The sequence below is a fragment of the Terriglobus albidus genome (assembly GCF_008000815.1).
Classification (GTDB): Bacteria; Acidobacteriota; Terriglobia; order Terriglobales; family Acidobacteriaceae; genus Terriglobus; species Terriglobus albidus_A.
On record NZ_CP042806.1, the window covers coordinates 1,441,363 to 1,464,284 of the forward strand.

21 protein-coding genes are annotated in these 22,922 nt (G+C 58.2%); 7 read left to right on the forward strand and 14 right to left on the reverse strand.

All coding sequences use genetic code 11. From position 1 onward, the window contains the following. Positions 1–38: 38 nt before the first annotated feature. From FTW19_RS05725 to FTW19_RS05745, 5 genes are read right to left on the reverse strand one after another with little or no spacing between them, the layout of a single operon-like run. Positions 39–968 carry a dihydrodipicolinate synthase family protein gene (locus FTW19_RS05725; protein ID WP_147646742.1) on the reverse strand — a complete coding sequence of 310 codons (930 nt, stop codon included), beginning with the start codon at positions 966–968 and terminating at the stop codon, positions 39–41. A 9-nt stretch (positions 969–977) separates the two neighbouring features. After that, positions 978–2,258 carry an NAD(P)/FAD-dependent oxidoreductase gene (locus tag FTW19_RS05730; protein WP_147646743.1) on the reverse strand — a complete coding sequence of 427 codons (1,281 nt, stop codon included), beginning with the start codon at positions 2,256–2,258 and terminating at the stop codon, positions 978–980. Continuing rightward, complete coding sequence (locus FTW19_RS05735) at positions 2,255–2,503, reverse strand: (2Fe-2S)-binding protein (RefSeq protein ID WP_147646744.1); 249 nt, start codon at positions 2,501–2,503, stop codon at positions 2,255–2,257. Before FTW19_RS05735 ends, FTW19_RS05730 begins: the two co-directional genes overlap by 4 nt. Next, the gene (locus FTW19_RS05740; protein ID WP_147646745.1) at positions 2,496–3,614 is read right to left on the reverse strand and encodes an NAD(P)/FAD-dependent oxidoreductase; all 1,119 of its coding nucleotides are present in this window, start codon (positions 3,612–3,614) and stop codon (positions 2,496–2,498) included. The genes FTW19_RS05735 and FTW19_RS05740 overlap by 8 nt, the downstream gene beginning before the upstream one ends. Beyond that, positions 3,614–4,615 carry a proline racemase family protein gene (locus FTW19_RS05745; protein WP_246153586.1) on the reverse strand — a complete coding sequence of 334 codons (1,002 nt, stop codon included), beginning with the start codon at positions 4,613–4,615 and terminating at the stop codon, positions 3,614–3,616. The genes FTW19_RS05740 and FTW19_RS05745 overlap by 1 nt, the downstream gene beginning before the upstream one ends. Positions 4,616–4,666: 51 nt before the next feature. On the opposite strand from FTW19_RS05745, the gene FTW19_RS05750 reads away from it, so the two are divergent. Further along, entirely contained in the window at positions 4,667–5,431 is a 765-nt protein-coding gene (locus tag FTW19_RS05750) for a GntR family transcriptional regulator (protein ID WP_246153587.1), read from the forward strand. A 117-nt stretch (positions 5,432–5,548) separates the two neighbouring features. Here the strand turns inward: FTW19_RS05750 and FTW19_RS05755 are convergent, their stop codons facing one another. Beyond that, complete coding sequence (locus FTW19_RS05755) at positions 5,549–6,547, reverse strand: Ldh family oxidoreductase (RefSeq protein ID WP_147650486.1); 999 nt, start codon at positions 6,545–6,547, stop codon at positions 5,549–5,551. An 83-nt stretch (positions 6,548–6,630) separates the two neighbouring features. Here FTW19_RS05755 and FTW19_RS05760 point away from each other — a divergent pair, with 83 nt between their 5' ends. Continuing rightward, positions 6,631–8,199 carry a family 43 glycosylhydrolase gene (locus tag FTW19_RS05760; protein WP_147646746.1) on the forward strand — a complete coding sequence of 523 codons (1,569 nt, stop codon included), beginning with the start codon at positions 6,631–6,633 and terminating at the stop codon, positions 8,197–8,199. 9 nt (positions 8,200–8,208) lie between these two features. On the opposite strand, the gene FTW19_RS05765 is transcribed toward FTW19_RS05760, so the two are convergent. Genes FTW19_RS05765 through FTW19_RS05775 form a run of 4 tightly spaced genes read right to left on the reverse strand, consistent with a single transcriptional unit; the run spans position 8,209 to position 11,460 of the window. Next, entirely contained in the window at positions 8,209–9,714 is a 1,506-nt protein-coding gene (locus tag FTW19_RS05765; protein ID WP_147646747.1) for a sulfatase-like hydrolase/transferase, read from the reverse strand. Positions 9,715–9,749: 35 nt separating this feature from the next. Beyond that, the gene (locus FTW19_RS26245; RefSeq protein ID WP_281292431.1) at positions 9,750–9,875 is read right to left on the reverse strand and encodes a hypothetical protein; all 126 of its coding nucleotides are present in this window, start codon (positions 9,873–9,875) and stop codon (positions 9,750–9,752) included. Between the two features lie 48 nt (positions 9,876–9,923). Further along, on the reverse strand, positions 9,924–10,922 hold the full coding sequence (locus tag FTW19_RS05770; RefSeq protein WP_147646748.1) for a formylglycine-generating enzyme family protein: 999 nt from the start codon (positions 10,920–10,922) through the stop codon (positions 9,924–9,926). 55 nt (positions 10,923–10,977) lie between these two features. After that, positions 10,978–11,460 (reverse strand): MarR family winged helix-turn-helix transcriptional regulator, encoded by a 483-nt coding sequence (locus FTW19_RS05775; RefSeq protein WP_222705534.1) that lies wholly within the window; start codon positions 11,458–11,460, stop codon positions 10,978–10,980. A 161-nt stretch (positions 11,461–11,621) separates the two neighbouring features. Here FTW19_RS05775 and gtdA point away from each other — a divergent pair, with 161 nt between their 5' ends. The 5 genes from gtdA (at position 11,622) to FTW19_RS05800 (ending at position 16,551) form a co-directional block, all read left to right on the forward strand. Next, entirely contained in the window at positions 11,622–12,710 is a 1,089-nt protein-coding gene (gene gtdA, locus FTW19_RS05780) for a gentisate 1,2-dioxygenase (RefSeq protein ID WP_147646749.1), read from the forward strand. Next, a complete protein-coding gene (locus FTW19_RS05785; RefSeq protein ID WP_147646750.1) occupies positions 12,707–14,101 on the forward strand; it encodes an MFS transporter in 1,395 nt (464 codons plus the stop codon). Before gtdA ends, FTW19_RS05785 begins: the two co-directional genes overlap by 4 nt. A gap of 6 nt (positions 14,102–14,107) precedes the next feature. After that, positions 14,108–14,614: a DinB family protein gene (locus tag FTW19_RS05790; protein ID WP_147646751.1), complete on the forward strand. Its 507-nt coding sequence runs from the start codon at positions 14,108–14,110 to the stop codon at positions 14,612–14,614. After that, entirely contained in the window at positions 14,611–15,459 is an 849-nt protein-coding gene (locus FTW19_RS05795; protein WP_147646752.1) for a fumarylacetoacetate hydrolase family protein, read from the forward strand. The genes FTW19_RS05790 and FTW19_RS05795 overlap by 4 nt, the downstream gene beginning before the upstream one ends. A 237-nt stretch (positions 15,460–15,696) precedes the next feature. Next, the gene (locus FTW19_RS05800; protein WP_147646753.1) at positions 15,697–16,551 is read left to right on the forward strand and encodes a hypothetical protein; all 855 of its coding nucleotides are present in this window, start codon (positions 15,697–15,699) and stop codon (positions 16,549–16,551) included. A 277-nt stretch (positions 16,552–16,828) separates the two neighbouring features. Here FTW19_RS05800 and FTW19_RS05805 read toward each other — a convergent pair whose 3' ends face one another. The 4 genes from FTW19_RS05805 to FTW19_RS05815 all read right to left on the reverse strand — a co-directional run bounded on the left by FTW19_RS05805 (position 16,829) and on the right by FTW19_RS05815 (position 22,902). Beyond that, positions 16,829–18,499, reverse strand: a complete 1,671-nt coding sequence (locus FTW19_RS05805; RefSeq protein WP_222705535.1) for a glycosyl hydrolase family 95 catalytic domain-containing protein — start codon at positions 18,497–18,499, stop codon at positions 16,829–16,831. 23 nt (positions 18,500–18,522) lie between these two features. Further along, complete coding sequence (locus tag FTW19_RS26015; protein WP_222705536.1) at positions 18,523–19,326, reverse strand: glycoside hydrolase family 95 protein; 804 nt, start codon at positions 19,324–19,326, stop codon at positions 18,523–18,525. 143 nt (positions 19,327–19,469) lie between these two features. Next, entirely contained in the window at positions 19,470–20,495 is a 1,026-nt protein-coding gene (locus FTW19_RS05810) for a LacI family DNA-binding transcriptional regulator (RefSeq protein WP_147646754.1), read from the reverse strand. A gap of 34 nt (positions 20,496–20,529) precedes the next feature. Further along, positions 20,530–22,902: a sulfatase-like hydrolase/transferase gene (locus tag FTW19_RS05815; RefSeq protein WP_246153588.1), complete on the reverse strand. Its 2,373-nt coding sequence runs from the start codon at positions 22,900–22,902 to the stop codon at positions 20,530–20,532. Positions 22,903–22,922: the final 20 nt, after the last annotated feature.

Consider the following 22,922-nt stretch of genomic DNA (forward strand, 5'->3'; position numbering starts at 1 on the left):
GCTGCATGGGGAGGAATGCAGCCGCCTGCTGGGGGAAGTTATGCCTGCTGCAGGACAGGGAAAGGTGTGGACTTGACGGCAGGACGGTTCGCCATTGCTGTTGCCAGTACTGCCTTCACCTCTTCGAGCTCGGCGCCGACAAGCTCCAGCCGCGGCGGACGGACCCTGGCTGTCCCAGTGCCGGTCTGCTCCTGCACCCACTTGATGAGTTGAACGAACTTCGGCACGGTGTCGAGACGAAGCAAAGGCAGGAACCAGCGATAGAGCTCGAAAGCCTCCTGGTGCTTGCCGGCCATCGCAAGCTCATAGAGTGCGACGGACTCGGCCGGGAAGGCATTCACCAGACCCGCGATCCAGGCGCTGGAGCCGGCAGCAACCGCTTCGACAATCGCGTCATCAACGCCGGTGCAGATGGTAAGGCGGTCATCAATAATGGCGCGGATTGCGGTCACGCGGCGCACATCGGCGCTCGATTCCTTGATGGCGTGCAGGTTGGGGAACTCCTGTGCCAGCTCCTTTACTTGCTCCGGGATGTAGTCGGTCTTATACGCAACCGGGTTGTTGTAGAGCATGCAGGAAAGCTTCGTTGCCCGGATGATCGCGGCGATGTGAGCCTTCATCTCGCGCCAGTCGGTGCTATAGACATACGGCGGAAGCACCATCAGGCCGGCGCAGCCGAGATCTTCCGCTTCCTTAGCCAGACGAACGGCGGCTGCGGTCGAGAGAGAGGAGATGCCGGCGACGACAGGGGTTCCGGTCTTCTCCGATGCGCGAAGCGCGGTCTTAAGGATGGCGACCTTTTCGTCATGCTCCAGCGTTGCGCCTTCTCCGAGAGAGCCAAGCATCACCAGGCCAGTGCATCCGTTTTCCAGCATCCACGATGTGTGCTGGAAGAGCAGGTTGTGATCGACGGCGAGGGATGGTTCAAACGGCGTGGTGACTGCGGGAATCACTCCGGTCCACTTCATAGAGATCTCCTAACGGGCTGATGGTGCGTTGAGCGAAGAGATTTCGTCGCAGAAGGCAGCGACAGGAATCGGAAAAAGAGGTGCGCGGACAGAGGTCGGCTGCCAGCCGAAGAGAGCCTCTGTTGCGGAGCCGCAGATGCGACCCTGGCATGGACCCATGCCGCAGCGGGTATGGAGCTTGGCGTCTGTCCAGTTGGAACGAGTCTTTAGTTGGCTGAAGGTGACATCCTCACAACGGCAGACGATCGTCTCCTGCGAAGCGAGCTTGAGTACTTCAGGACGAAGCCGGAAGGCGTGTGTCAGACGGCGGCCAAAGGCAGCTTCCCTCGCGCGGCGTGCGAGCAGGCGCGCCGGAAGGGGATTGCAATCCGCGGCGGCAAGCCCCGCAATCTCGCCCTGAACTTGTGCAGCATCGACACCTGCGATGCCGGTAGGTTCGCCGGCACAGTAGATGTTGGCAACCGAGGTATGCTGTTGCGAGTTGACCTGAACAAAGCTGCTCTGAAGTGTGCATCCCAGTAATTGAGCGAGCTCAGTATTCGGGACCAGATGAAAGCCGCAGGCAAGCAGGTCGCATTCCACCGTCCATGTTCGTCTGCCGTTGGTCAGTGTGACGGAGCGCAACGTCTCATCGCCCTGCGCCGAGATTGGCCAGCAGCCCGTCTGGTATGGCGTCATGCCTAGAGTCTTGCGGTAGCCTGCACCCTGCAGCAGCTTGCCAGGGCTGCGTAAGAGCGATGCTGCAAAGGGCAACATCTGGAGAGTCGACGCCTGTTCGACGATGGTAACGATTGAGGCTCCGTATTGACGCAGATGAGCAGCCACGGCGAGTAGCAGCGGACCTGTTCCCGCGACAACGATCCGCTTGCCCGCAACCGGATATCCGCCTTTGACGAGGGCCTGCAGACCACCTGCGCCGAAGACTCCCGGCAGCGTCCATCCGGGAAAGGGTAGAAAGCGTTCACGCGCGCCGGTCGCCAGAATCAGGCGATCCCACCGATAGGTCTCGAAGTGGCCTCCGGCCTCGGCCAGCAATGTGGACGGCGAAGGGGCATCGACGATACGACGTCCGGGAAGCAGAGCGGCTCCTGAGGTGTGAAAGGCCGCTATCGCGGCGCCACGCGTCGGGTCCTCGTGGTGGGGCCGCGTGATATCCGCACGCCAGATCTGTCCGCCGGCCGCTGGGTTGTCATCGAGAACGGCAACACGGCACCCATTGCGCGAAGCCGCGGTTGCCGCGGCAAGACCTGCGGGCCCGGCACCGATGACCAGAACATCTGTCGGCTTCATGGCTGAGTCTCCACGCGCATGCCTTCCTGACATACGGTCTGGCAGGTGCGGGTATGCGGAACCCCGTTGACGATAGCGCGGCACTCCAGGCAGATTCCCATGCCGCAGAGCGCGGTACGGGGCTCGCCTGTACTTGAAATACGGCAGGGCGCCGATGCCATCAACAATGCCGTGCTCAGCATAGAACCGGCAGGCACAGAGATAGGCGATCCATTCACATGAATCACGACCTGCGGATCAGGCATGAACGGCCTCCTGCTGGATACGCGACGGTAGATACGGCGCAGCGTCAATGACCGATGCCCGGTTGAGAAGCGCATCGATGGCGAGTACGGCCGCTCCAGGAGCATTCGTAATGCCGAGGCCCTCAAAGCCCATGGCAAGAAACAGCGTATGATCCGCTGTTGGCCCAATGAGAGGAAGCTTGTCCGCCGTCGCGGCGCGATGGCCGGTCCACACGCGAATCCCGGATAGTCCTTTCAGGTAGGGCATGTACTCGATGGCGCGTTCAAGCATGCTGCGCAGGATGGCATGGTTGATCTCGCGGCTCTCGTCGCCATACTGGCGCGAAGAGCCGATGAGCAACTGACCGGTAAGCCGGGGTTGTATATTGAACGCCACCGAATCGGCTGTCAGCTTGTGCGCACTCTTCAGATAGCCAAGCTCGACCAACTGGTGACTCACCACGCCGGGATACCGATCGGTGATGAGCAGATGTCCCTTCCGTTTTTGAATAGGCAGCGACGGCAGCAGATCGATATGAGCGCCGCTGGCAAGCAGAATCCGCTCTGCTTCGATCGAGGTGCCATTCGCAAACTGGACACGGCCCTTGCCGCAGCGCACAACCTCATGATCGGAAAGGAGCACCACGCCCAGACGCCGCGCTTCGGAGAGGAAGTACTCCGCGGCAACGGGGGGATAGAGCACTCCGTCGTCAGGAACTAATAGTGCACCGGCGAGCCCGGAGCGAAGATAGGGCTCCGCTTCGGCCAGTTCACGGGGATCGAGAACCTGTGAGGCGATGCCCGCGCGGGCGTACGTCGTCTGTTTTGAGAAGACCTCGGCCATCTCTTCGTCATCGGCCGCAATCCACAGCGTGCCTCGCGACTCATACTCCACGCCTGCGGGAAGTTCCGGAGCCATGGTTCGCCACAAGGATCGTGAGTAAGCTGTGAGTGCAAGCTGGGCCGGGGAATCGTCCATCACGACGACGTGGCCCATGCCTGCCGCGGTTGTTCCTCCACCGACGACGCCACGTTCCGCGATGACCACCCGCAGGCCCGCGCGTGCAGCTTCCAGTGCGCACGCGCAGCCGACGATACCGGCGCCGACGATGGCGAGATCAAAACCAGGCATTAGAACGCGATTCCTTTACGGAAGGGATCGCTGGAATCGAAATAAAGCTTCGACTCGGCTGTAATCCACGCGCGTCCGCTGATGGTCGGAATAACCTGATCGCCGTGTGAAACAACGGAGCCGGTAAATACCGTCCCAAGAATACCCTCTTGCTTCCACGTCTGCTCTTCGGAAAGTTTGCCTTCGGCGTACAGGCAGGCTAACTTCGCACTCGTGCCCGTGCCGCAAGGGGAGCGGTCAAACGAAGCGCCCGGGCAGAGGACGAAGTTGCGGCCGGAGTTCGCTGGATCTTCCGGTGCGGAGACCAACTCGATGTGATCGATGAGTGCGCCGTCGGCTCCGGTGATGCCGTTAGCGATCAAAGCTTCGCGTATTGCCGTGGTCAGCGCGACCAGGGGATTGCGGTTAGCAGCGATGAGCTTCTGACCGTGACCGTCAACAAGGAAGAACCAATTCCCACCCCAGGCGATATCGCCGGTGAAGGCGCCGTAACCGGGAACCTCGACACGGACTGCTTCGCGATACCGGAACGCGGGCACATTGCGTACAGAGACACTGCCATCTGCATGTAGTTCGGTGTGAACATCCCCGACGGGAGTCTCAATCAGGTGCTTGCCTGGGCCAATGCGGTTGAGATGAGCCAGCGTGGTGACAAGGCCGATCGTACCGTGGCCGCACATGCCCAGATAGCCGACATCGTTAAAGAAGATGACCCCGGCAGCAGCCTGGGGATTGACCGGCTTGCAGAGCAATGCTCCGACCATGACTTCGGAGCCGCGGGGCTCACAGACGACGCCGCTGCGGAAGTGATCATACTCAGCTTGAAAGCGGGCCCGGCGTTCTGCCAGGGGTCCGGATCCCAGATCCGGCCCACCTTCAATGACAACACGGGTCGGTTCTCCCGCCGTGTGAGAGTCCACGACCGAAATGAAGGCAGGCAGTTGCGATGGCATGCCTGAATTGTAGACGAAGTTGGATACAAATACGCCTTTTTCATTCATGGGTGCCTGTCCGGCCATCGTGCGCTACAGTAAGAATTGAGAGAAAGATACGTGAAGAAAACCGCTACAGGCCCAACAAAAACCAAGACCGCGGTGCGGACGGTATCTCCAACGGGTGAGCGAGAGAAAGCCGAGCACGGCACCAGTCTGCTGACCGCGTTCCAGGAGATTCGTGAGCTGATCGTTCACGGCAAGATGTCGCCAGGGACGTGGATTGTGGAAGCGGACCTGGCGGAGCGTCTGGGCATGAGCCGTACGCCGGTGCGCGCGGCGATCCACTGGCTGCAGCGCGAAGGCTATGTGCTGGAGCAGCGGAACGTAAGCAAGTCCAGGATGATTGTCTCTCCGCTGACCAAGGAAGATGCCAACGAGCTCTACCTGATTATCGGCAGGCTGGAAGGACTAGCGGGCCGCGGCGCGGCACAGGCTTCGGCGGAAGACCGGGAGAAGCTGGCGGACACGCTGGAGAATCTCAATCACAAATTGGCCGCAATCTCCAAGGGCAAGGGACGTACGGCAGATATCTTCGACGTGGACCGCGACTTCCATCGGGCCATTGTCCACGCCGGCGCGGGTCCGCGGCTTGCCACGCTGCATGGCGCGGTGGAGCCGCAGGCGGAGCGCTACTGGCGGTTGTATGCCAGCTCCATCATTACCGATTTGCATATGTCCGTTCGCGAACATGCCGCCATCATTGCGGCAGTGCGTCGCGGGGATGCAGATGGTGTAGAGGCCGCATTGCAGAACAACTGGATCAAGGGCGCCGACCGGCTGGGGCACGTCATCGACATCTTTGGAGAACGCGGTAGCTGGTAACTCTAGAGCATTTTCCCTGTTGGTGGGTAGCCCGACGAGGGTGTGCAGCGGCGTTTTCATTTGCGGAAAACGCCCATAGATGCGGAAACCCTACTCTACACCTACAGGGAAAATGCTCTATCGACCCAGGCCGGCAAGTTCCTCATAGAGCGCAGTCGGAATGTGCACGCCTTCAGCAAGGCTCTTTTTGCGGGCGATATAGCGTCTCTGCGAGGGCAGCCGCGCGCCCTGCCCGACAATCTGCTGAAACAGCGCCTCCGCTTGATCGGCTGACGCAGGGGTGTCGCTGAACCTGGAACCATCAATTGCCAGAATCAGTTCGCCTCCAATAGGAGCTGCGCCCGCACCGTTATCCATCAGGAGTGACTCTTTGCTGGTGAGGTCGCCGATGAGGGGACCAGCAAGCAGCTCCACCATCAGCGCCAGAGCGGAGCCCTTGTGACCTCCGAAGGGGAGCATGGCTCCGGCGGCAATGGCTGCGGGATCGGTAGTAGGGTTTCCATCGCTATCAATGCCGCAGCCGGGAGGGAGCTGCCTTCCCCCACGACGATGAAGTTCCAGCTCACCGCGTGCGATGGCGCTGGTGGCGAAGTCGAAGACGAACGGTTCCTGTCCCGGACGGGGCCATCCAAAGGCAATCGGGTTTGTGCCAAACAGAGGCTGTGTACCACCGGCGGGCGCTACCCAGGCATGGTTTGAGGTCATTGCAATCGCGACCAGATTTTCGCTGGCAATGGCTTCCACCTCCGGCCAGAGCGCGGCGAAGTGGATACAGCGGTTGAGAGCCAGCGCCGCGATGCCATAGCGGCGAGCCTTCTCGATCAGGAGCGGCCGGCCGGCTTCGAAGGCAAGCTGTGCAAAGCCACGATCGCCATCCACGCGGACAAGCGACGGCCCCGGTTCCGTGACGGTCGGAACCGCATGCCGGTTGATCTTCTCAAGCCGCATACTGCGGACCGCCGAGAGGAGTCGATAGATGCCATGCGCGCCGCAACCATCGCGTTCTCCTGCAACCAGCGTCTCCGTAACTCCAGGAACCTGCGCAGAGGAAAGACCGTTTTCAAGAAGGATTCCGCTCGCGAAATCTCTCAGCTCGTCGAGGGACATGTGAATCATAGCTTTATCAGTCGTCTGGTTCATCCACGGAGCCCTTTAGAAAAACAAAATCGTATACAAAACGATAGAATCATTGTATCGCTATGAAGCACGTTGCCTGCTGCCTCACCTTTGTCCTTCTCGGTGGTTGCATGTCGTTGCGGTCGCAAACACCCCGCGTGATTCACAGCAAAGGCAATCCTATCCTCGCAGATGGCGAGTATTACTCGGCCGATCCGGCGCCGTTGGTCGTGGGCGACACGCTCTACATCCTTGCAGGCCGCGATGAGGCGCCTGCCGATGTGAATGACTTCGCGATGCGGGAGTGGCAACTGCTGTCGACGAAGAGCGTCTCATCCGGTACTTGGATGCACTATCCGGCCATCCTGCGGCCGGAGACGGTGTTCTCATGGGCAGAGCCCGGGCATGCCTATGCCGGCCAGATCGTTGCTGGAAGAGATGGCCGTTTCTATCTCTACGCGCCAGTACAGCAGGCGCACAGCAGCAACCAGGATCCCTTTGCGATCGGTGTAGCAGTTGCTAACGGCCCTCTTGGACCGTGGAAGGACGCGCATCCATCGGGGCCTATTGTCTCGCAGTCGATACCGGAACGGAACACGATCCAGAACATTGATCCAACGGTAATGGTGGATGAGGACGGACGCGTCTTTCTGTACTGGGGTACTTTCGGCAAGTTACGCAGTATGGAACTCGAGCAGGATATGGTGACGCCGAAGGCGCCGGAGATCTCAGTTACAACACTCAAGGGTTTCTTTGAAGCTCCGTGGCTTTTTCGCCGCGGTAATACGTATTACATGATCTATGCGGCGAATAACGCCGGCCCCGATTCCAATTGCACCCGCGCGATCTATCATGCGTGCATTGCCTATGGGACAGCAAGCAATCCTCTGGGGCCTTGGACCTATCGCGGCGTGATCCTCGATCCGGTCTCGAGTACAACCTCGCATCCTGGAGCGATTGCTTTCCAGGGAAAGTGGTACCTCGTATATCACACGGCAGATGCGAAGGGAGGCGGGCATTTCCGTCGCAGTGTCGCCATCGACGAGATGTCGTGGGATGACAGCTCTAACCCAGCGGGCATCATAAAGGTAAAACCGACACGTGCTGCAGCGCCGCCGCCCGCGCCGACCAGAAATATGGCTTCTGCCGCAGAAGCACATGCCTCCAATGAGCCGATCCCGGTGCAGTATGCACTCGCGGCTTTGAACGATGGCATCGTGCGCAGGAACCCTTTGCCACCTGACATGTGGGCATCGTGGTCTCAGCACAATCCGCCAGTGCAGTGGATCGAATACGACTGGCCTCACCCAGTGGAACTCAACGGAGCGAGAATCCAGTTCTGGAATGACCAACCCGCAGGATCAAACGTTGGTGTAGCAGCACCGGCATCCTGGCATCTTGAATATTGGGCAGGGAATCAGTGGAAGCCAGTTGAGAATGCCACAGCCTACGGAACGAAAGCGGATGGCATAAATGAAGTGACCTTCCGGACCGTCACGACACGATGCCTGCGCAGTGTCTTTCAGGCGTCGGGCGAAGGCGACGCCTATGCCGCCGTAGCCGTACAGGAGTGGGAGGCACTGACACCGCGTGCGGTGGTACCGCAAACGCAGACCTCAGCACCTCCCTCTCAGATCAGCCGTTGTTATTAGGACTAGACGCTATCGCCGCTCCGGTGGTTCCCACGCCCAATCCGGCAACGGACCATGCTGGATTCTCGGCGCGGCTCCCGGAGGCGTGATCTTGCTAGCCTGCCGATTGCGAAGCTCGGCATACTGTGCGCGAGTCGTATCCGGGAACGATTCAAGCTGCCGGTCGATCTCAGTGAGAAGACGCTGCACAACATCTTTGTGCCGGTCAGCGATATCGAAACTTTCCATCGGATCTGACGCAAGGTTGTACAGTTCGGGTTGCGGAAGAAGATAGTGTTCGCGGCCCATTCCCTGATCGTTGATGTAGATCTCGCCGATCCCTTGCGCAATGCGGAGCTTCCATGGACCGGACCGGATCCCGTGCACCATCTCTCGGCCGCCTGCAGGCGAGAAATACAGCACAGTCCTGTCCTCCATCGTCTTCTGGTGCAGGAAAGCGGCAGAAACATCGAGGCCATCGATAGGAAGTCGAGGCGCGTCCAGGCTGCACCATTTGGCGAGCGTTGGCAAGACATCGAGGTGTCCGGTCCATGCTTCACATGTCACACCTGCAGGGACATGCTTTGGCCACCGAACAAGAAAGGGGACGCGCACGCCACCTTCGAAGGTCGAACCCTTGCGCCCGCGAGTATTGCCCGGCGAACCCTGAAACCACGGCCCGTGGTCGCTGGTGAAGATCACGATCGTGTTGTCGTGTTGTCCGCTTTGCTTCAGAGCGTCCATCAGGCGGCCAACGCTCCAGTCAATCTCTTCGACAGCATCGCCGTAGGCTCCGAATGCTGAACGTCCTCGAAAGGCCTTCGATCCTCGAGCGGGATCGTGCGGATAGGAATAGGCGAGATAAAGAAAGAATGGTTCGGACGCCGGCTGCGCAAGCAGCTTGAGCGCTTCTTCTGTATAGCGTGGCGTGAGCTCGTCACGATCCGTATCGTTCTCCAGAGTGTCGCCGTTTCGCATCAGTGGAAGCGGCTGCATATCGTCGCTATAGGGAACGCCATAGAAGGAATCAAAGCCTCGATCTGTCGGGAGATACCCGGCTTCGTCCCCCAGATGCCACTTGCCGATGGCATGGGTGCGATACCCTTTCGCCTGGAACAGATTTGCAAGTGTCTGCTCCTCTTGCGCCATGGCAACTTTGGCATGGGGAAACAGGGCTCCTGGAGTGTGGCTGCGAGCTGCATATCGGCCGGTAAGCAGCGCAGCTCGCGATGCCGAACAGATTGGATGCGCTGCATTATGCCGGGCGCATCGAACTCCTTCCTCCGCCAGATGATCCAGGTTCGGAGTCGGAAGTTTCGATCCGTATGACCCAAGATCGCCATACCCAAGGTCATCGCAGATCATGAGAAGGACGTTCGGCTGCCTTCTCTGCGGAGCTGCAGTGTTATGGAGCCGTTGTGATGCATTTGCCTCAGCCGTTACCGCGGGCGCGAGGATTGAAGCCGCTAACGATTTCAGAAAATCTCTTCTGTTATTGCTCATGTCTTCCACGGGAATCTTAGAAGAGGAGCCCATGGCATTCTGCCCGGACTCCCCTCGGTGTGAATCGCTCAGAACGTAACTTTGGCGGCGAACTGGAACTGCCGTGCTGCTGAACCCGCCGCCGTAGAGGTACTGACGCCGAAGTTACCCGCCCCGGTGGCAACATAACGTCCATTCGCATCGGGAGGGCTCAATGCTGTTCCCGGAAGCTGGCGGGTGATCGCAGAACGCCTTGTACATCACTAGATATACCGGGCACAGCGGAAGCTCATATGTGAGGTGGAGCTGTCTGGCGTATTCGAGCTGCGTGCGGCTACACGGTAGCGGTTGCAATAGGACTTGTGGCAGAGGAAGGATCCGCCCTTCATCACCTTGTTCTCGCCGCTTTCGGGTCCGGTCGGATTGATGCGGCTGCCGGTGAGGTGAAAGTCAGTGCTGAACCAGTCGGCGCACCACTCCCAGGTATTGCCTGTTGCTGAGTAGAGACCGTATCCATTGGGCGGGAATGCGTCTACCGGGCATGTTCCCGTATATCCATCGTCTCCCGTGTCATGACGAGGGAACTCTCCCTGCCAGATATTGCAGCGGTGCTCTCCATCGGGCCGGAGCTTATCGCCCCAGGGATAGAGCTTCTGTATCAGGCCGCCACGGGCGGCGTACTCCCATTCGGCTTCCGTCGGCAGCCGTTGTCCTGACCATTCGCAAAAGCTCAAAGCGTCATTCCAGGAGACATGGACAACAGGGTGATTGCCTCTGCTCTTGATTGCGGAGCCCGGTCCTTCCGGGTTTCGCCAATTCGCGCCGGGAACCTTGCACCACCACGGAGCCGCGGCAACGGTATCGACCACAAGCTCGTAAAACCGTTCTTTGGGGATGTGAGCCCAGAAGACGAAAGACCATCCGAAGCGTTCCGCCTCGGTTCGATATGCCGTCGCTTCGACGAACTGAGAGAACAGCTCGTTGGTCACCGGATACCGGTCAATCCAGAATGGATCGAGGGTCACTTCACGGATCGGGCCTTCGCCGTCGTCCGGAAAGGCTTCGGCATAATCGGTTCCCATCAGGAAGGTTCCCCCCTGCATCTCGATCATGCGGTCTCGGGGATCGGCGCCAGAGAGGAGACCAGAGTGCTCTTCCACCACCCCCGGTCGGGCATCGGCCGAAGGCGCGCAGCAACCCTTCTTGGAGACGGGCGCCTCACCGTCCGTTGCTTTGGATGGCTGGGGAATGATGCAGCTCATAGAAACCCTCTGTTGGGCAAGCTTACACGCTTTGAGCGAAGAAGATCATGCTGGGTTAATCGTCTAATTTGGGACCGGTTTCGCGTCCCCGATGAACCTCTGCAAGACGCGATAACAGCTGTTGCATCTGCTCCCGTTCGCTGGCTGTCAAAGGCTCCATCAGGCGTTCCTGCACCCTGAGCACCGCTGGAGAGGCCCGTTTTACCAGCTGTTTTCCCTTGGCCGTCAGCGTCAGCACTTTCACCCGACGATCGGTCGCGCTCGCGCTGCGAACCACAAGGGCTTTCTTTTCCAAACGATCCAATACGGCGCCAAGTGTCGAGCGATCGAAGAACACCTGCTCCGACAGGCGGGTAGCGTCGATCTTTGGTGACTCGCCAATGGCAAACAGGGTGGCATACTGCACCGGTGTCAGATCGAGAGAGGCGCACTCCTCAGCGAAAAGAGCGACAGAGGCCTGGTGCAACCTCCGGATGAGATGACCTGGCAGAGAGCGAAAATCCTGCATCTGTCCTGAATCGGACTTTTGGTTCGACATACTCAAGATTCTAATAAGACGAACCCGCCTTCTTTAAAGTTGCGAGCGCTTCTTGACAATTAGTCAGTGTACTGAATATATGTGTACTGTCGAATTGCTGGCCGCACAACTTTCCGTATGCGTGTACGTGGGCTCGATTCGAACAGAAGGTTGCGACCACCATGACAGTAGAAGCGGCGTTTCACGAACGGCCTGGGATCTCGGAAGCACGGAGTCAGTATTACGGCAGGCTGGCTGAGAAGTCCGCCAGGCCGTTATGGGAGGTGCTTTCAAGTCTGGTGACGCCGGTTCCGCGCGACCGGACGAGCGCAGCCATCTGGCGCTACCGCGAGATGCGGCCGCTCATCTCCGAAGGTGCCCGCCTCATCACGCCGGAGGAAGCGGAGCGGCGTGTCCTGATTCTTGAAAATCCAGGCTTGCCCGGCTCAGCGCAGATCACACAGACGCTCTATGCGGGGCTACAGATGATTGCTCCCGGAGAGGTCGCTCCCAGCCACCGGCACGTCGCCTCAGCACTTCGTTATGTCATGGAAGGTGAAGGTGCATATACGGCCGTCAATGGCGAACGCACGACCATGCGTCCCGGTGACTTCATTCTGACGCCGTCATGGCAGTGGCATGATCACGGCAACCCTGGCGGGTCAGAGGTGGTCTGGCTCGATGGTCTGGATATACCTATCGCAAATTTCTTCTGCACCAGCTTCGCGCAGCATCATCCGCAAACAACACAACCTGTCGCCCACAGGCCAGGAGATGCGCTCCATCAGTTTGGAATGGGGCTGCTGCCGCTGGAGTACAAGCTCGACGGCATGTCTGCTCCGGTCTTTGTCTATCCTTTTGAGCGTAGCCAGTGCGCCTTGCAACATCTGCAGGCAAGCGGACACCATAACCCCTGGCACGGCATAAAACTGCAGTACTCCAATCCGGCTACCGGCGGATCCCCCATGCCGACTATCTCCGCATTTCTCCAGCTGTTGCCGGCGGGCTTTAAAGGGAAGAGCTACCGTTCCACCGACGCGACTGTCTTCTGCGCCAGCTCCGGTCGTGGACGGACATGGGTCGGCGATACAGAGCTTGCATGGGAGACCAACGATGTTTTTGTGGTTCCGTCATGGCAGCCGGTTCGCCATGAAGCGGAAGAGGAGTCCATTCTGTTCAGCTTCTCCGATCGAGTGGCGCAAAAAGCACTGGGAATCTGGCGCGAGGAGTATCTTGAGGCAGACCAGGAACCTGTCCAGGCGAATGTATGAGCGCCCAACACCTCTCGCAAACCTTCGATGTGCATGAGGAGCTTGCCTCTGCTCCGCTATCCGGATTTCACCTCCGGCTGGCTCTCCTGCTGGCCGCCCTGATCGTCTTTGACGGATACGACACGGTAAATCCGTCCTATGCGGTTCACTATCTGATCCCAGCCTGGAAGCTCTCTCCCAGTCAGGGAGGCTTACTGGTCTCGAGCGGCCTGTTCGGTTTCCTCTTCGGCGCAGCAGGCCATGGAATACTTGCCGATCGATATGGAAGGCGCAGCGTGCTTCTCTATGCGCTAAGCCTTGCGGCCATCGCCACCGTGCTTACCCCGGTTGTGGGTGTATCCCTTGTGACCTTTTGTTCTATCCGGTTCGTCACCGGTGTTGGCCTGGGGGTGTTGATGCCGCTTGCGACCACGTACATCAATGAATTTGCGCCGCGCCGATTCTCAAATCTGATGCCGGTATGGGGAGTAGCCTTTGGCTGGGCTCTCGGAGCTACGTTGGCCAGTATCGCTGGAATCTATCTGACGCCGCGCTTCGGATGGCAGTTCTTGTACTTTCTGGGAGCGCTGGCATTTCCTCTGCTCGCCATCACCTATACCAGCCTTCCCGAATCGATTCGCTATCTCGCCCTGCAGCAGCGTACCGCCGAGGTGCGAGAGCTCTTATCGAAGCTGCATCCTGGCCGTCGTGCTCAATACCAGAGCTCTGAGATGCGTGTTTTCCCTGCCAGGGCGGGAAAAGGCAGCTACGCAGCTCTATTGTCACCACCCTACCGGCGAACCAGTATCACGATCTGGATCGCTTCGTCTCTCAGCCTGTTCGGTGTGTACGCCTTAACCGGCTGGATTCCGAGCGTCATGATTCAGCGCGGAGAGAACTTTGCCACGGGTTTCTCCTTTGGGGCGATCATGCAGATCGCTTCGTTTCTCGGAGCTTTGCTTGGAGCGTATCTGATCGATCGCATAGGGGCAGCGAAACAATGGATGGCCTGCCTCTGGTTCTGCGGTGCAATCTCCATGGCACTTCTGGCAGCCGTAAATCAACACATCTTCAATCTCATTGCGGTAGGCCTTGCCGGATTCGGTATTCCCGGAGCGCAGTTTCTGCTCAACAACTTTACGGCGCGCTCCTATGAGACAAGCATCAGAGCCTCCGGTGTTGGAGCAGAGCTCGCAACCGGTCGTCTCGGCGCGATTCTTGGGCCCTACATCGCCGGTCTTCTTCAGCAGCAGTATCACTCCAGCCGCGCAATGTTTGTGGCGGTTGCCGGTACGTCGCTGCTGGCATCCATGGCGGTTCTGACACTCAAGACAGGAGAGCCAGGCATCACACCTTCCGATCCTAATCTTCTACCCACTGCGTCGCTCGATCGAATCGACGAAGTGGCCTAGGTGAGCATGATGACCCGCGTACAAGATGCCTGCCGGCAAATTGACACAATCCTGAGTGAGATAGAGACGAAGGTCCAGCCGTTGCCCAGAGCCTGGCTCTCATGGCGTCCTGTTGCGGATGTGTGGTCCATTCTGGACATCCTCTCTCACATAGAAGAGTTTGTGCCGTATTGGAGCGGACAGATTCTATCTATCATTCATCATCCCAATCAGGAGTGGGGGCGAACCCATGCCGATCCGGATCGCCTGGAGGCGGTTACTGATACGGACAGTCGAGCACTCTCCGACGTGCTGGCATCGATTCGCAACCGTGTCGAGTCCATGCGCAACCGGCTGTTGCCTTTGAGTGACCAGATGCTGGAGACCACAGCAAGAAGCCGGAACCCACGCTGGGAGACCAAGCCTGCGTCATTCATTCTTGACCACCTGCTCGTACAGCATGTCGCTAATCACTCCGCCCAAATCCAAAGAAACATCGATCAGTTAATAAGTCAGACCAGGGAGAACCGATGAAGCTTATCTCTTTTATGAAGGAAGGCATTCCAGGCTATGGAGCTGTACAGGACGGCCGTGTCTTAGACGTCAGCTCCGTGCTCCATACAGAATTCCCGGACCTTAAGAGCATCATCCTCGGGAATGCATGGGATAAATTACAGGATGCCTGCCGTTCATGCCGTTCCTTCAATCTGGATTCGGTCGAGCATCTGCCGCCGGTTCCCAATCCATCGAAGATCTTTTGCATCGGTCACAACTACGAAGAGCATCGGCTGGAGACGGGAAGACCAAAGACAACCTTTCCTTCGACATTCTTCCGTTTTGCTGACAGCCAGGTCGCGCATGGGCAAAGCGCGCTCATCCCCCGTGTCTCCTCCGAGATCGATTTTGAAGGAGAGCTTGCCGTCGTGATTGGAAAGCCTGGACGTTATATTTCGGCAGCCGACGCGCTCTCACACGTGGCTGGATACTCCTGCTATAACGATATCTCTGTTCGCGATTGGCAACGTCATACCACCCAGTTTGGCCCTGGCAAAAACTTCCCATGCACGGGCGGATTTGGCCCATGGATGGTGACCGCCGATGAGATCGCAAATCCGCAAGCGCTTGAGCTGACGACCAAACTTAATGGCCACGTAGTTCAGCGTGCAAGCACATCACAGATGATCTTCACGGTTGCGGAGTTGATCGAGTACTGCTCTTCATTTACACCGCTCACGCCGGGCGACGTGATTGTTTCAGGAACTCCGGGCGGAGTGGGGATGAAGAGAACACCTCCTTTATATATGGCTAAAGGAGATGCAGTAGAGGTCGAGATCAGCCGCATCGGAACATTATGTTTGACGATGGAAAAAGAAAGCTGATGGAACTTTCGACCGGAAAGAATTACGCCTTTCCGGCAGAGAATTCGGGGTGCATCGATTTAGATCGATAGCTCATAAAACAGTGTTGGATTAAATCCCTTCTATCCACTGCTTTTTGATGGAGGTTGTGCGGGAATGCTGTGTTTGGCACCCCGGTTGCAACAGCACACGGACTTCGTGTCCCGCTGAGATCGTGAAGGTGCGGAAACGTGAGTAGCAACCGACGGAGGATTTTTCATGAATACACGCACGACGCTCGTCACGACCCTACTCGCCATGGCTAGCTTTACGCTCGTGGCGCAGCAATCACCCTCAACCAGCCAGCCCGACCAGCAATCGGATAGCCCACCCACCCGGCAAAATCCTGCCAGTACAGCACCGGCAGCCCCTGATAGTCAGGACGCCAATACCGCTGCAGCATCGAGTGCACCGCTGAGCCCAGTGAATGGCGAGCTCGTCAGCAAGCTGGACTCAAAGACTGCTAAGAATGGGGACAGCGTCGTAATCCAGACCAGGACACCAGCCAAGACCGCTGATGGAGCCGATATACCCAAAGGGTCGAAGCTCGTAGGTCATGTACTGGGCGTAAAGGCGAGTGAAGGAGGACAGAACTCCCAGGTCGTACTTCAGTTTGATCATCTCGAACTGAAAGGTGGCCAGAGTGTACCCGTCCATTCGCAAATTCAATCCATTACTCCGGCGGGCGGTGCAGCATCGTCCGGCAGGTCCGGCGCGATGAGCGCTCCGCCGGCGAGCGGCACATCCAGCCCTGGTGCAGCATCAAGTGGTGACAGCAGCGCAGGCGCCGCGCAAAGCCCAAGCTCCAATGCGGCAGCTTCCGCAGGAGGGGGAGATAGTCCTGCGGCAGGTAGCCCCGCGCCCGGAACAGTTGTAGCTAAAACGGGCAACATCGCCATCAGCACCACCTCGGTTCCCGGCGTGTTGCTGGCGAACAACGCGCCCGGCCAGCAAGATCCTCGCATGGCTCAGGCCTCCAGCATCCTGCTCGGCGCAAAGCAGGATATCCAGTTGGATAGCGGTACACAGTTGGTGGTGGGCATCTCTTCCGCTGCCGGTGGAGGAACGCAGTAACGGCCGCACTGTCGAGGGAAAGGTAGATCGTTGCGTGCAATGGAAACTCCTGTGCAGTTGAATGGAGCCGGGGTTCGGCTCTACTCAACTGCACAGAACCAACTTCTGTTTGTCATTTCGCAGCGTAGCGGAGAAATCTGCTTCTCTCGTGAGGCAGAGTCTCTAAGGTCTCATCAAAAAATGTTGTCATCCTGAACGAAGTGAAGGACCTGCTTTTTCACTGCACGAGAGACATTTGTCACCCGAAGCTTACGGCGCGAACTTGAGAAATAAGACACTAGCTAGCCTGAAAGACAAAACGATAACGCCCCGAAGCCGGAAACTTAACTTCCATCCCGGCATCGCGAGCAGTGATCGTCGCCGAACCCTTCGCTCCCTGAATACTACGAACCTTGTTCGACGTCGCAGGAAGCACAATTCGATGAGTTCCCGGATGTTGCACCACCATCGCTAGTTTCGCGATGGCTCCATTGTTCCAGGCAATATCGACAGTCACTCCTCCGCGGGCTCTCAGCCCCGCCACGCTGCCACTCGGCCATGCCTGTGGCAATGCGGGCAGGATGCGGATCAAACCGTTATGGCTTTGAAGCAGCATCTCCGCAATCGCAGAGGTCGTGCCGAAGTTTCCATCAATCTGAAAGATGGCGCCATTTCCGGAAGGATGCGTATCGAAGAAATTGCCGGCGGTACTCACCTTCATGTGCATCTGAAGCGAGGCCCAGGCCTGCGCTCCATCTCCAAGGCGAGCCCACAGATTAGACGCCCATGCGCGGCTCCATCCCGTATACGCTCCGCCATTGGCCAGCCGACGTTCCAAGGAGACACGGCCTGCAGCCATCCACTTCGGAGCGCTCTCCATGTCGAACTCATTGCCCGGGTAGAGCGGATAGAGGTGAGACATATGTCGCTGCCCAGGCGTGGACTCAACAAAATCGACAGACCACTCCTGAAGCTGGCCATACTTGCCGATGGCGTAGGGAATCATGCTGTCACGCTGATGGCCAAGATGTGCGGCCCACTTCGCATCGATGCCGAGAACTCTGGATGCTTCGATGCAGTTCTTGAAGAGCTCACGGATAAGTGCGATATCCATCGTGCAACCGGCGCTGACATTTGCCTTCTTCCCATCCGGCGCCAGGAAGTCGTTCTCTGTGGAAACGGACGGACAGGTTGTGAGTCTTCCTTTTCCATCTGAAACCAGCCAGGCGGAGCAGAACTCCGCCGCACCCTTCATGAGGGGATACGCCTGTGATTGGAGAAATCCCTTGTCGCCGGTAAACAGGTAGTGCTCCCACAGATGAGCACACAGCCATGGAGCGCTCATCGCGAAGTTTGCCCATGTCGGATCACCTTTGCCTTCACCTACCGGGCTGGAGAGGCACCATCCATCGATGTTGTGATGAGAGACCCAGCCGGGCATGCCATAGTTCACTTCAGCAGTCTTCGCGCCGTTCTTCGCGAGCGTCTGCAGCATCTCGAATAACGGCTGGTGGAACTCGGTGAGATTGCAGGTCTCCGCCAGCCAGTAATTCATCTGCACATTGATGTTTGAGGTCCAGTTGGAACTCCACGGCGGACGAAGCTCATTGTTCCAGATGCCCTGCAGGTTCGCCGGAAGTGTGCCGGGGCGGGAGCTGCCGATAAGAAGGTAGCGGCCAAACTGGAAGTAAAGCGCCAGCAGAGACGGATCCGGCTTCTTCTCAAACTCCGCCACACGTTCTGCCGTGGAGCGCATCTTGTCCTGTTCTCCAAGATCGAGGGAAACGCGGCGAAAGTACCTCTGATGTGCGGCGATGTGACGGTTCTGTAGAAGCTGGAGTGGTTTTGCCGCTGCTTTGTTCAGTGTGGCCTGCACACCCGCATGAATTTCGCTTGTTGGACGATCCGGAATCTTGTCGTAACCACGAAAGCCGGTACCGGCAGCGAAGAGAATGTAGGCCGATCGCACCTTCTCGATCTGCAGCTCGTTGTTTACTGCGCGGCCCTTTTCCCATCCTTTGAAAGGACGCGGGCTTCGCTAACAAAGTACATGCCTTTGCCGGCCTCGTCTGAATACTGAATCGGATTGTCAGTCTTCAGGTAATTCGGTCTGCTGACTACCGGCGCCTTTCCCCGAATCACAAAGGCAGCATCGTTGACGTCGGCCACGTGCTGAAGCTGGCTGTCCAGACGCACCGTGACGGTGACCGGCTCCGATGCATCGATCGACATCACCAGCACATTATCGGGATGGGAGACAAAGCACTGCTTGGTAACATGCACGTTCCCTAACCGAAACGTTGTCCGTGCAATCGCCGTATCAAGATTCAGTTCGCGGCGGTACTCCCTTACCTCTTCATGGCTCTCTGCATCGCCAGTCAGAGTGACATACATATCACCAAGAGGCTGGTAAGCCTCGCCATAAGGCCCCTGCATCTCTTTACAGATCTGGTCGGCAAGATGATTGTTCTCATCTTCCAGGACTGCCTTCCTGACAGCAGCCAGCTTGTTCTTTGCCCCCGGGTTGTTGCCGTCACTGGGATATCCCGAGTACAGCGTGTCTTCGTTCAGGGAGATGCGGTCCTCTGTAGCGCCGCCGAAGACCATGCCTCCGAGTCTTCCGTTTCCAATCGAGAGCGCATCGATCCAGTTCGATGCCGGGGAACGAAACCACATCGTGTAATTGGCATCATGATCGCTTTCGCTATGGTGAGATGCGGATTGCGCAACCTGCGAGATAGCGCGGGGCGCAACGGCTGCGAAGGGAAGAAATGCCCGGCGAGTAAGATGGCGCACTACGAGGTCCTCTTTGTGAAGTTAAGGCAGGATGGAAGCGGAACGAGACGCAACAATCGGAAAATGTGCATGAAAAGGCCTGATGTCAAGGATAACGTTAGCGTTAAAGCGAATGGAGCGTTTTCCTCCATGGTTTTTACGATTCAGCGCCGTGTCGATTCGCGGATGACGATCTCTGCCGGTTCAATGGTTCGGCGAATCGTCGGTTTTCCTGATGGCGCAGCCTTGGAATCCAGAATGGAGAGCAGCATTTTCGCCGCACGTACTCCAATGCGCGTGCTTCCCTGGTCCACGCTCGTCAGCGGAACACGAAGATGCTCGTCATAGTGGAGGTTGCCACATCCCACAACCGCGATGTCCTCAGGAATGCGAAGTCCGGCATCCACAATCGCATCCATGGCGCCGATCGCAATGGGGTCGCTATAGCAAAAGACGGCGTCGGGCCGCGGTTTCAGGGAGAGCAGACGCTTCATCGCGTCGCGGCCCTGCACCGTGCTGTCGACGTCCACGGTTGAGGTTCCTACAACGTATTTGGGGTTAGGCTCCAACCCCTCTTCTTCGAAGGCTTTGAGGTAGCCTTCGAAGCGTCCGCGGCCGATGGAGTTCTCCGGCCCCCGGATATGCGCAATCCGCTTGCGTTTGAGGGAGAAGAGGTGCCGTGTCGCGAGATGTCCCATCTGTGCATTGTCCGAACCAATGAAATTGCAGCGAAATCCCTCAAAGGAACGGTCCAGAAGGACGAGGGGGGTTCCCTGATCCTGAATATCACCGAAGAGTTTGGGAACGGTCGGGGCGCAGGATGCAACCACCAGGGCATCAAGCCGCAGCGCCAGAAGATGCTCCACCTCCTGCTCTTCCATCCGCGGATCCTCTTCTGAGGAAGAGAGCATCAGGTAATAGCCGTTCTTCCGCAATGTCGCCGCCAGCGATTTCGCAATCTCGACGAAGTAGGGGTGCAGCAGATCCGGCACGACCAGGCCGACGATGGAGCTCTTGCCGGTGACCAGGGAGCGCGCCGCCAGATTGGGACGGAAGTTGAGCTCCTTCGCCTTATCGAGAACCTTTTTCCTGGTCTCCTGACCGATATCTCCGTGGCCGCGCATCACCTTCGAGACGGTAACAATAGAAACCCCAACTGCCTCGGCGATGTCTTTCAGCGTAGCGCGCATGAGGGAAGCTTATCGTATTCGCGGGTTAATTCTCCTATGGAGCAGCGCTTGCATTGGATGGCTGCGGCTCGATATCCAGGTCAATATGCTGAATCGCCCCGGTGAAGGGGAACGGGCTTTCATAATCGCCTGCCGGCGATGCGCTGTCTTCGCCGATATCGAAGGTGTCCTCAAATGCGAAGGCCATGCGTACCGTCTCCGGCAGCCGCTGCTTCGCGACAGGCTTGTCGTTCACCAGCAGCGTGATGTTTGCTCCTTTTCCAATGCCTCCGCCGTCATAGCTGAACTCCAGCGTGATCTTGGCGGGGCCAGCAGGAAGCGGAGCAGGGGAGGCGATCGTCGTGATGCGCCGCTTGAAGTAGTTGTAGGTATACGTAGGCCGCCCGTTTTTCAGATAGAGGCTGAAGCCCCCACCCTCACCGCCGTCCGCCATTAGAACCCCGTTAGCCTGGCCATTGGGAACCGTCACGTACGCCGTAATCTTGTGCGATTTGTTTTCGTACGCGGGCGTCAGCGAGAGATACAGATGTCCCGTCCCGGTGTAGTACCTGAAGTGGTTGCCTTCCGGCCGCGCCTGCCGTCCTCCGAAGCGCGGGTCCAGCGGATAAACACGATTCTGTTTCGCCTCCGCATCGAAGAGGACAGCCAGTTCCGCGACTTTGTCTGGATTCTTGGCAGCGACGTCGTTCGCTTCGGAGTAGTCCTCGCTCAGGTGATACAGCTCCCATGGCTGGCGATTCGGGTCCGGAGGCGGCTGAGTGGTGTATACCCAGGGAAGCAGGCCGCTACGCGAGGCCGCCATCCATCCGTCGTGATAGATGGCCCTATTGCCCAGCATCTCAAAGTACTGCGTCGTTCGCTGGCTTGGCACATTGGACGAGGCGAACGTCGCCAGCATGCTCATGCCGTCCATGCGCTGCTGCTTCACCCCATTCACTTCAACGGGTATTGGGATATGCGCTGCCTCCAGAACGGTGGGAGCAATGTCGGTCACGTCCTCAAACTGTTCCCGCAAGGCTCCGCCATCATGAATTCCTTTTGGCCAGAAGACCACCAGAGGATCGCGGGTTCCACCCAGATGTGAGGCGATGCGCTTGCCCCACTGGAACGGAGTGTCTCCGGCCCACGCCCAGCCCACCGGATAGTGAGGTGTCGTCTCCGGCCCACCAAGCTTATCAAGGATTTTGAGCATCTCTGCCGTGGACTCCCGCTCGCCGTTGATCGCCCCCATGATGTTGCCCGTGCCCTGCAAGCCGCCTTCGAGGCTGGCGCCATTGTCTCCGGCGATAAAGAGAACCAGGGTGTTATCCAACTGGCCAGTATCGCGAATCGCATCGATCACGCGTCCGATCTCGTGATCGGTCTGTGCCATAAAGCCGGCAAACACCTCCATCAGGCGCGAGGCGACCTTCTTCTCATCGGGCGAAAGCGAATCCCATGCAGGAATCTCCTTGGGACGAGGCGTCAGCTTCGCATCCTTCGGAATCACACCGAGCTTCTTCTGGCGCTCAAAGACAATTTCACGATATTTGTCCCAGCCCATATCGAACTGGCCGCGGAACTTGTCGACCCAGGCTTTGGGAGCCTGTAGTGGAGTATGGGTTGCTCCTGGAGCGAAGTAGACAAAGAACGGCTTCTCGGGAGAGAGCGATTTCTCCGATTTGATCCAGCGAATCGCGTGATCGGCCAGGTCTTCGTTCAACGTGAAGTCAGCCTTGCGTCCCGCGGGCGCCGCCATCTCGACCGGCTGTGTTCCAGAGGTAAGCTCCGGATACCACTGATCCGTCTCGCCGTTCAGGAAGCCATAGAACTCATCGAACCCCTGATGCGTCGGCCAATGATCGAATGGCCCGGAGATCTTGTCTTCGCTTTCCGGAATCAGATGCCACTTGCCATAAGCAGCCGTTGCGTAACCGTTCATCTGTAGTACCTGCGGTAACAGTGCCGCGCTCTTCGGGATCGACGCGTTATAGCCGGGAAAATCGGTCGCCAGATTGGTGATGGTTCCCATCCCGACAGCATGATTGTTCCTGCCCGTGAGCAATGCCGCGCGTGTCGGGGAGCACAGCGCTGTGACATGGAAGCGGTTGTACCGCAATCCATGTGCGGCGAGGGAATCGAGCGTCGGTGTTGGGACCAGTCCTCCGAATGTGCCGGACTGGCCATACCCGGCATCGTCGATCAGCACCAGCAGCACGTTCGGCGCACCGGTCGGAGCCCGCAGCGGCGGCGTCGGAGCCGCCGTTGAGTTCGCAAAGCTGGAGCCAACGGTCCCTGTAAACGGGGGAGGCGCGATTGGAAGCACCGTCCGGTCCTGCGCCTGCGCATACATCGCAGTCGCCACGCAGGCAGCCGTAAGGGTGCAGAGCAGGGGAGAAAAAGGGCGCCTCAGATTCCGTTTGGCCATAGGGCAACTACTCCGTTTCG

Excerpts from the sequence above, each read along its gene's own strand:
- FTW19_RS05760 (WP_147646746.1), top strand. The coding sequence starts at position 6,631 with ATGAAGCACGTTGCCTGCTGCCTCACCTTTGTCCTTCTCGGTGGTTGC.
- FTW19_RS05740 (WP_147646745.1), bottom strand. The coding sequence starts at position 3,614 with ATGCCTGGTTTTGATCTCGCCATCGTCGGCGCCGGTATCGTCGGCTGC.
- FTW19_RS05795 (WP_147646752.1), top strand. The coding sequence starts at position 14,611 with ATGAAGCTTATCTCTTTTATGAAGGAAGGCATTCCAGGCTATGGAGCT.
- FTW19_RS05770 (WP_147646748.1), bottom strand. The coding sequence starts at position 10,922 with ATGAGCTGCATCATTCCCCAGCCATCCAAAGCAACGGACGGTGAGGCG.
- FTW19_RS05765 (WP_147646747.1), bottom strand. The coding sequence starts at position 9,714 with ATGGGCTCCTCTTCTAAGATTCCCGTGGAAGACATGAGCAATAACAGA.
- FTW19_RS05810 (WP_147646754.1), bottom strand. The coding sequence starts at position 20,495 with ATGCGCGCTACGCTGAAAGACATCGCCGAGGCAGTTGGGGTTTCTATT.
- FTW19_RS05815 (WP_246153588.1), bottom strand. The coding sequence starts at position 22,902 with ATGGCCAAACGGAATCTGAGGCGCCCTTTTTCTCCCCTGCTCTGCACC.
- FTW19_RS05790 (WP_147646751.1), top strand. The coding sequence starts at position 14,108 with ATGATGACCCGCGTACAAGATGCCTGCCGGCAAATTGACACAATCCTG.
- FTW19_RS05755 (WP_147650486.1), bottom strand. The coding sequence starts at position 6,547 with ATGATTCACATGTCCCTCGACGAGCTGAGAGATTTCGCGAGCGGAATC.
- FTW19_RS05725 (WP_147646742.1), bottom strand. The coding sequence starts at position 968 with ATGAAGTGGACCGGAGTGATTCCCGCAGTCACCACGCCGTTTGAACCA.
- FTW19_RS05730 (WP_147646743.1), bottom strand. The coding sequence starts at position 2,258 with ATGAAGCCGACAGATGTTCTGGTCATCGGTGCCGGGCCCGCAGGTCTT.
- FTW19_RS05775 (WP_222705534.1), bottom strand. The coding sequence starts at position 11,460 with ATGTCGAACCAAAAGTCCGATTCAGGACAGATGCAGGATTTTCGCTCT.
- FTW19_RS05800 (WP_147646753.1), top strand. The coding sequence starts at position 15,697 with ATGAATACACGCACGACGCTCGTCACGACCCTACTCGCCATGGCTAGC.
- FTW19_RS05785 (WP_147646750.1), top strand. The coding sequence starts at position 12,707 with ATGAGCGCCCAACACCTCTCGCAAACCTTCGATGTGCATGAGGAGCTT.
- gtdA (WP_147646749.1), top strand. The coding sequence starts at position 11,622 with ATGACAGTAGAAGCGGCGTTTCACGAACGGCCTGGGATCTCGGAAGCA.
- FTW19_RS05735 (WP_147646744.1), bottom strand. The coding sequence starts at position 2,503 with ATGCCTGATCCGCAGGTCGTGATTCATGTGAATGGATCGCCTATCTCT.
- FTW19_RS05745 (WP_246153586.1), bottom strand. The coding sequence starts at position 4,615 with ATGAATGAAAAAGGCGTATTTGTATCCAACTTCGTCTACAATTCAGGC.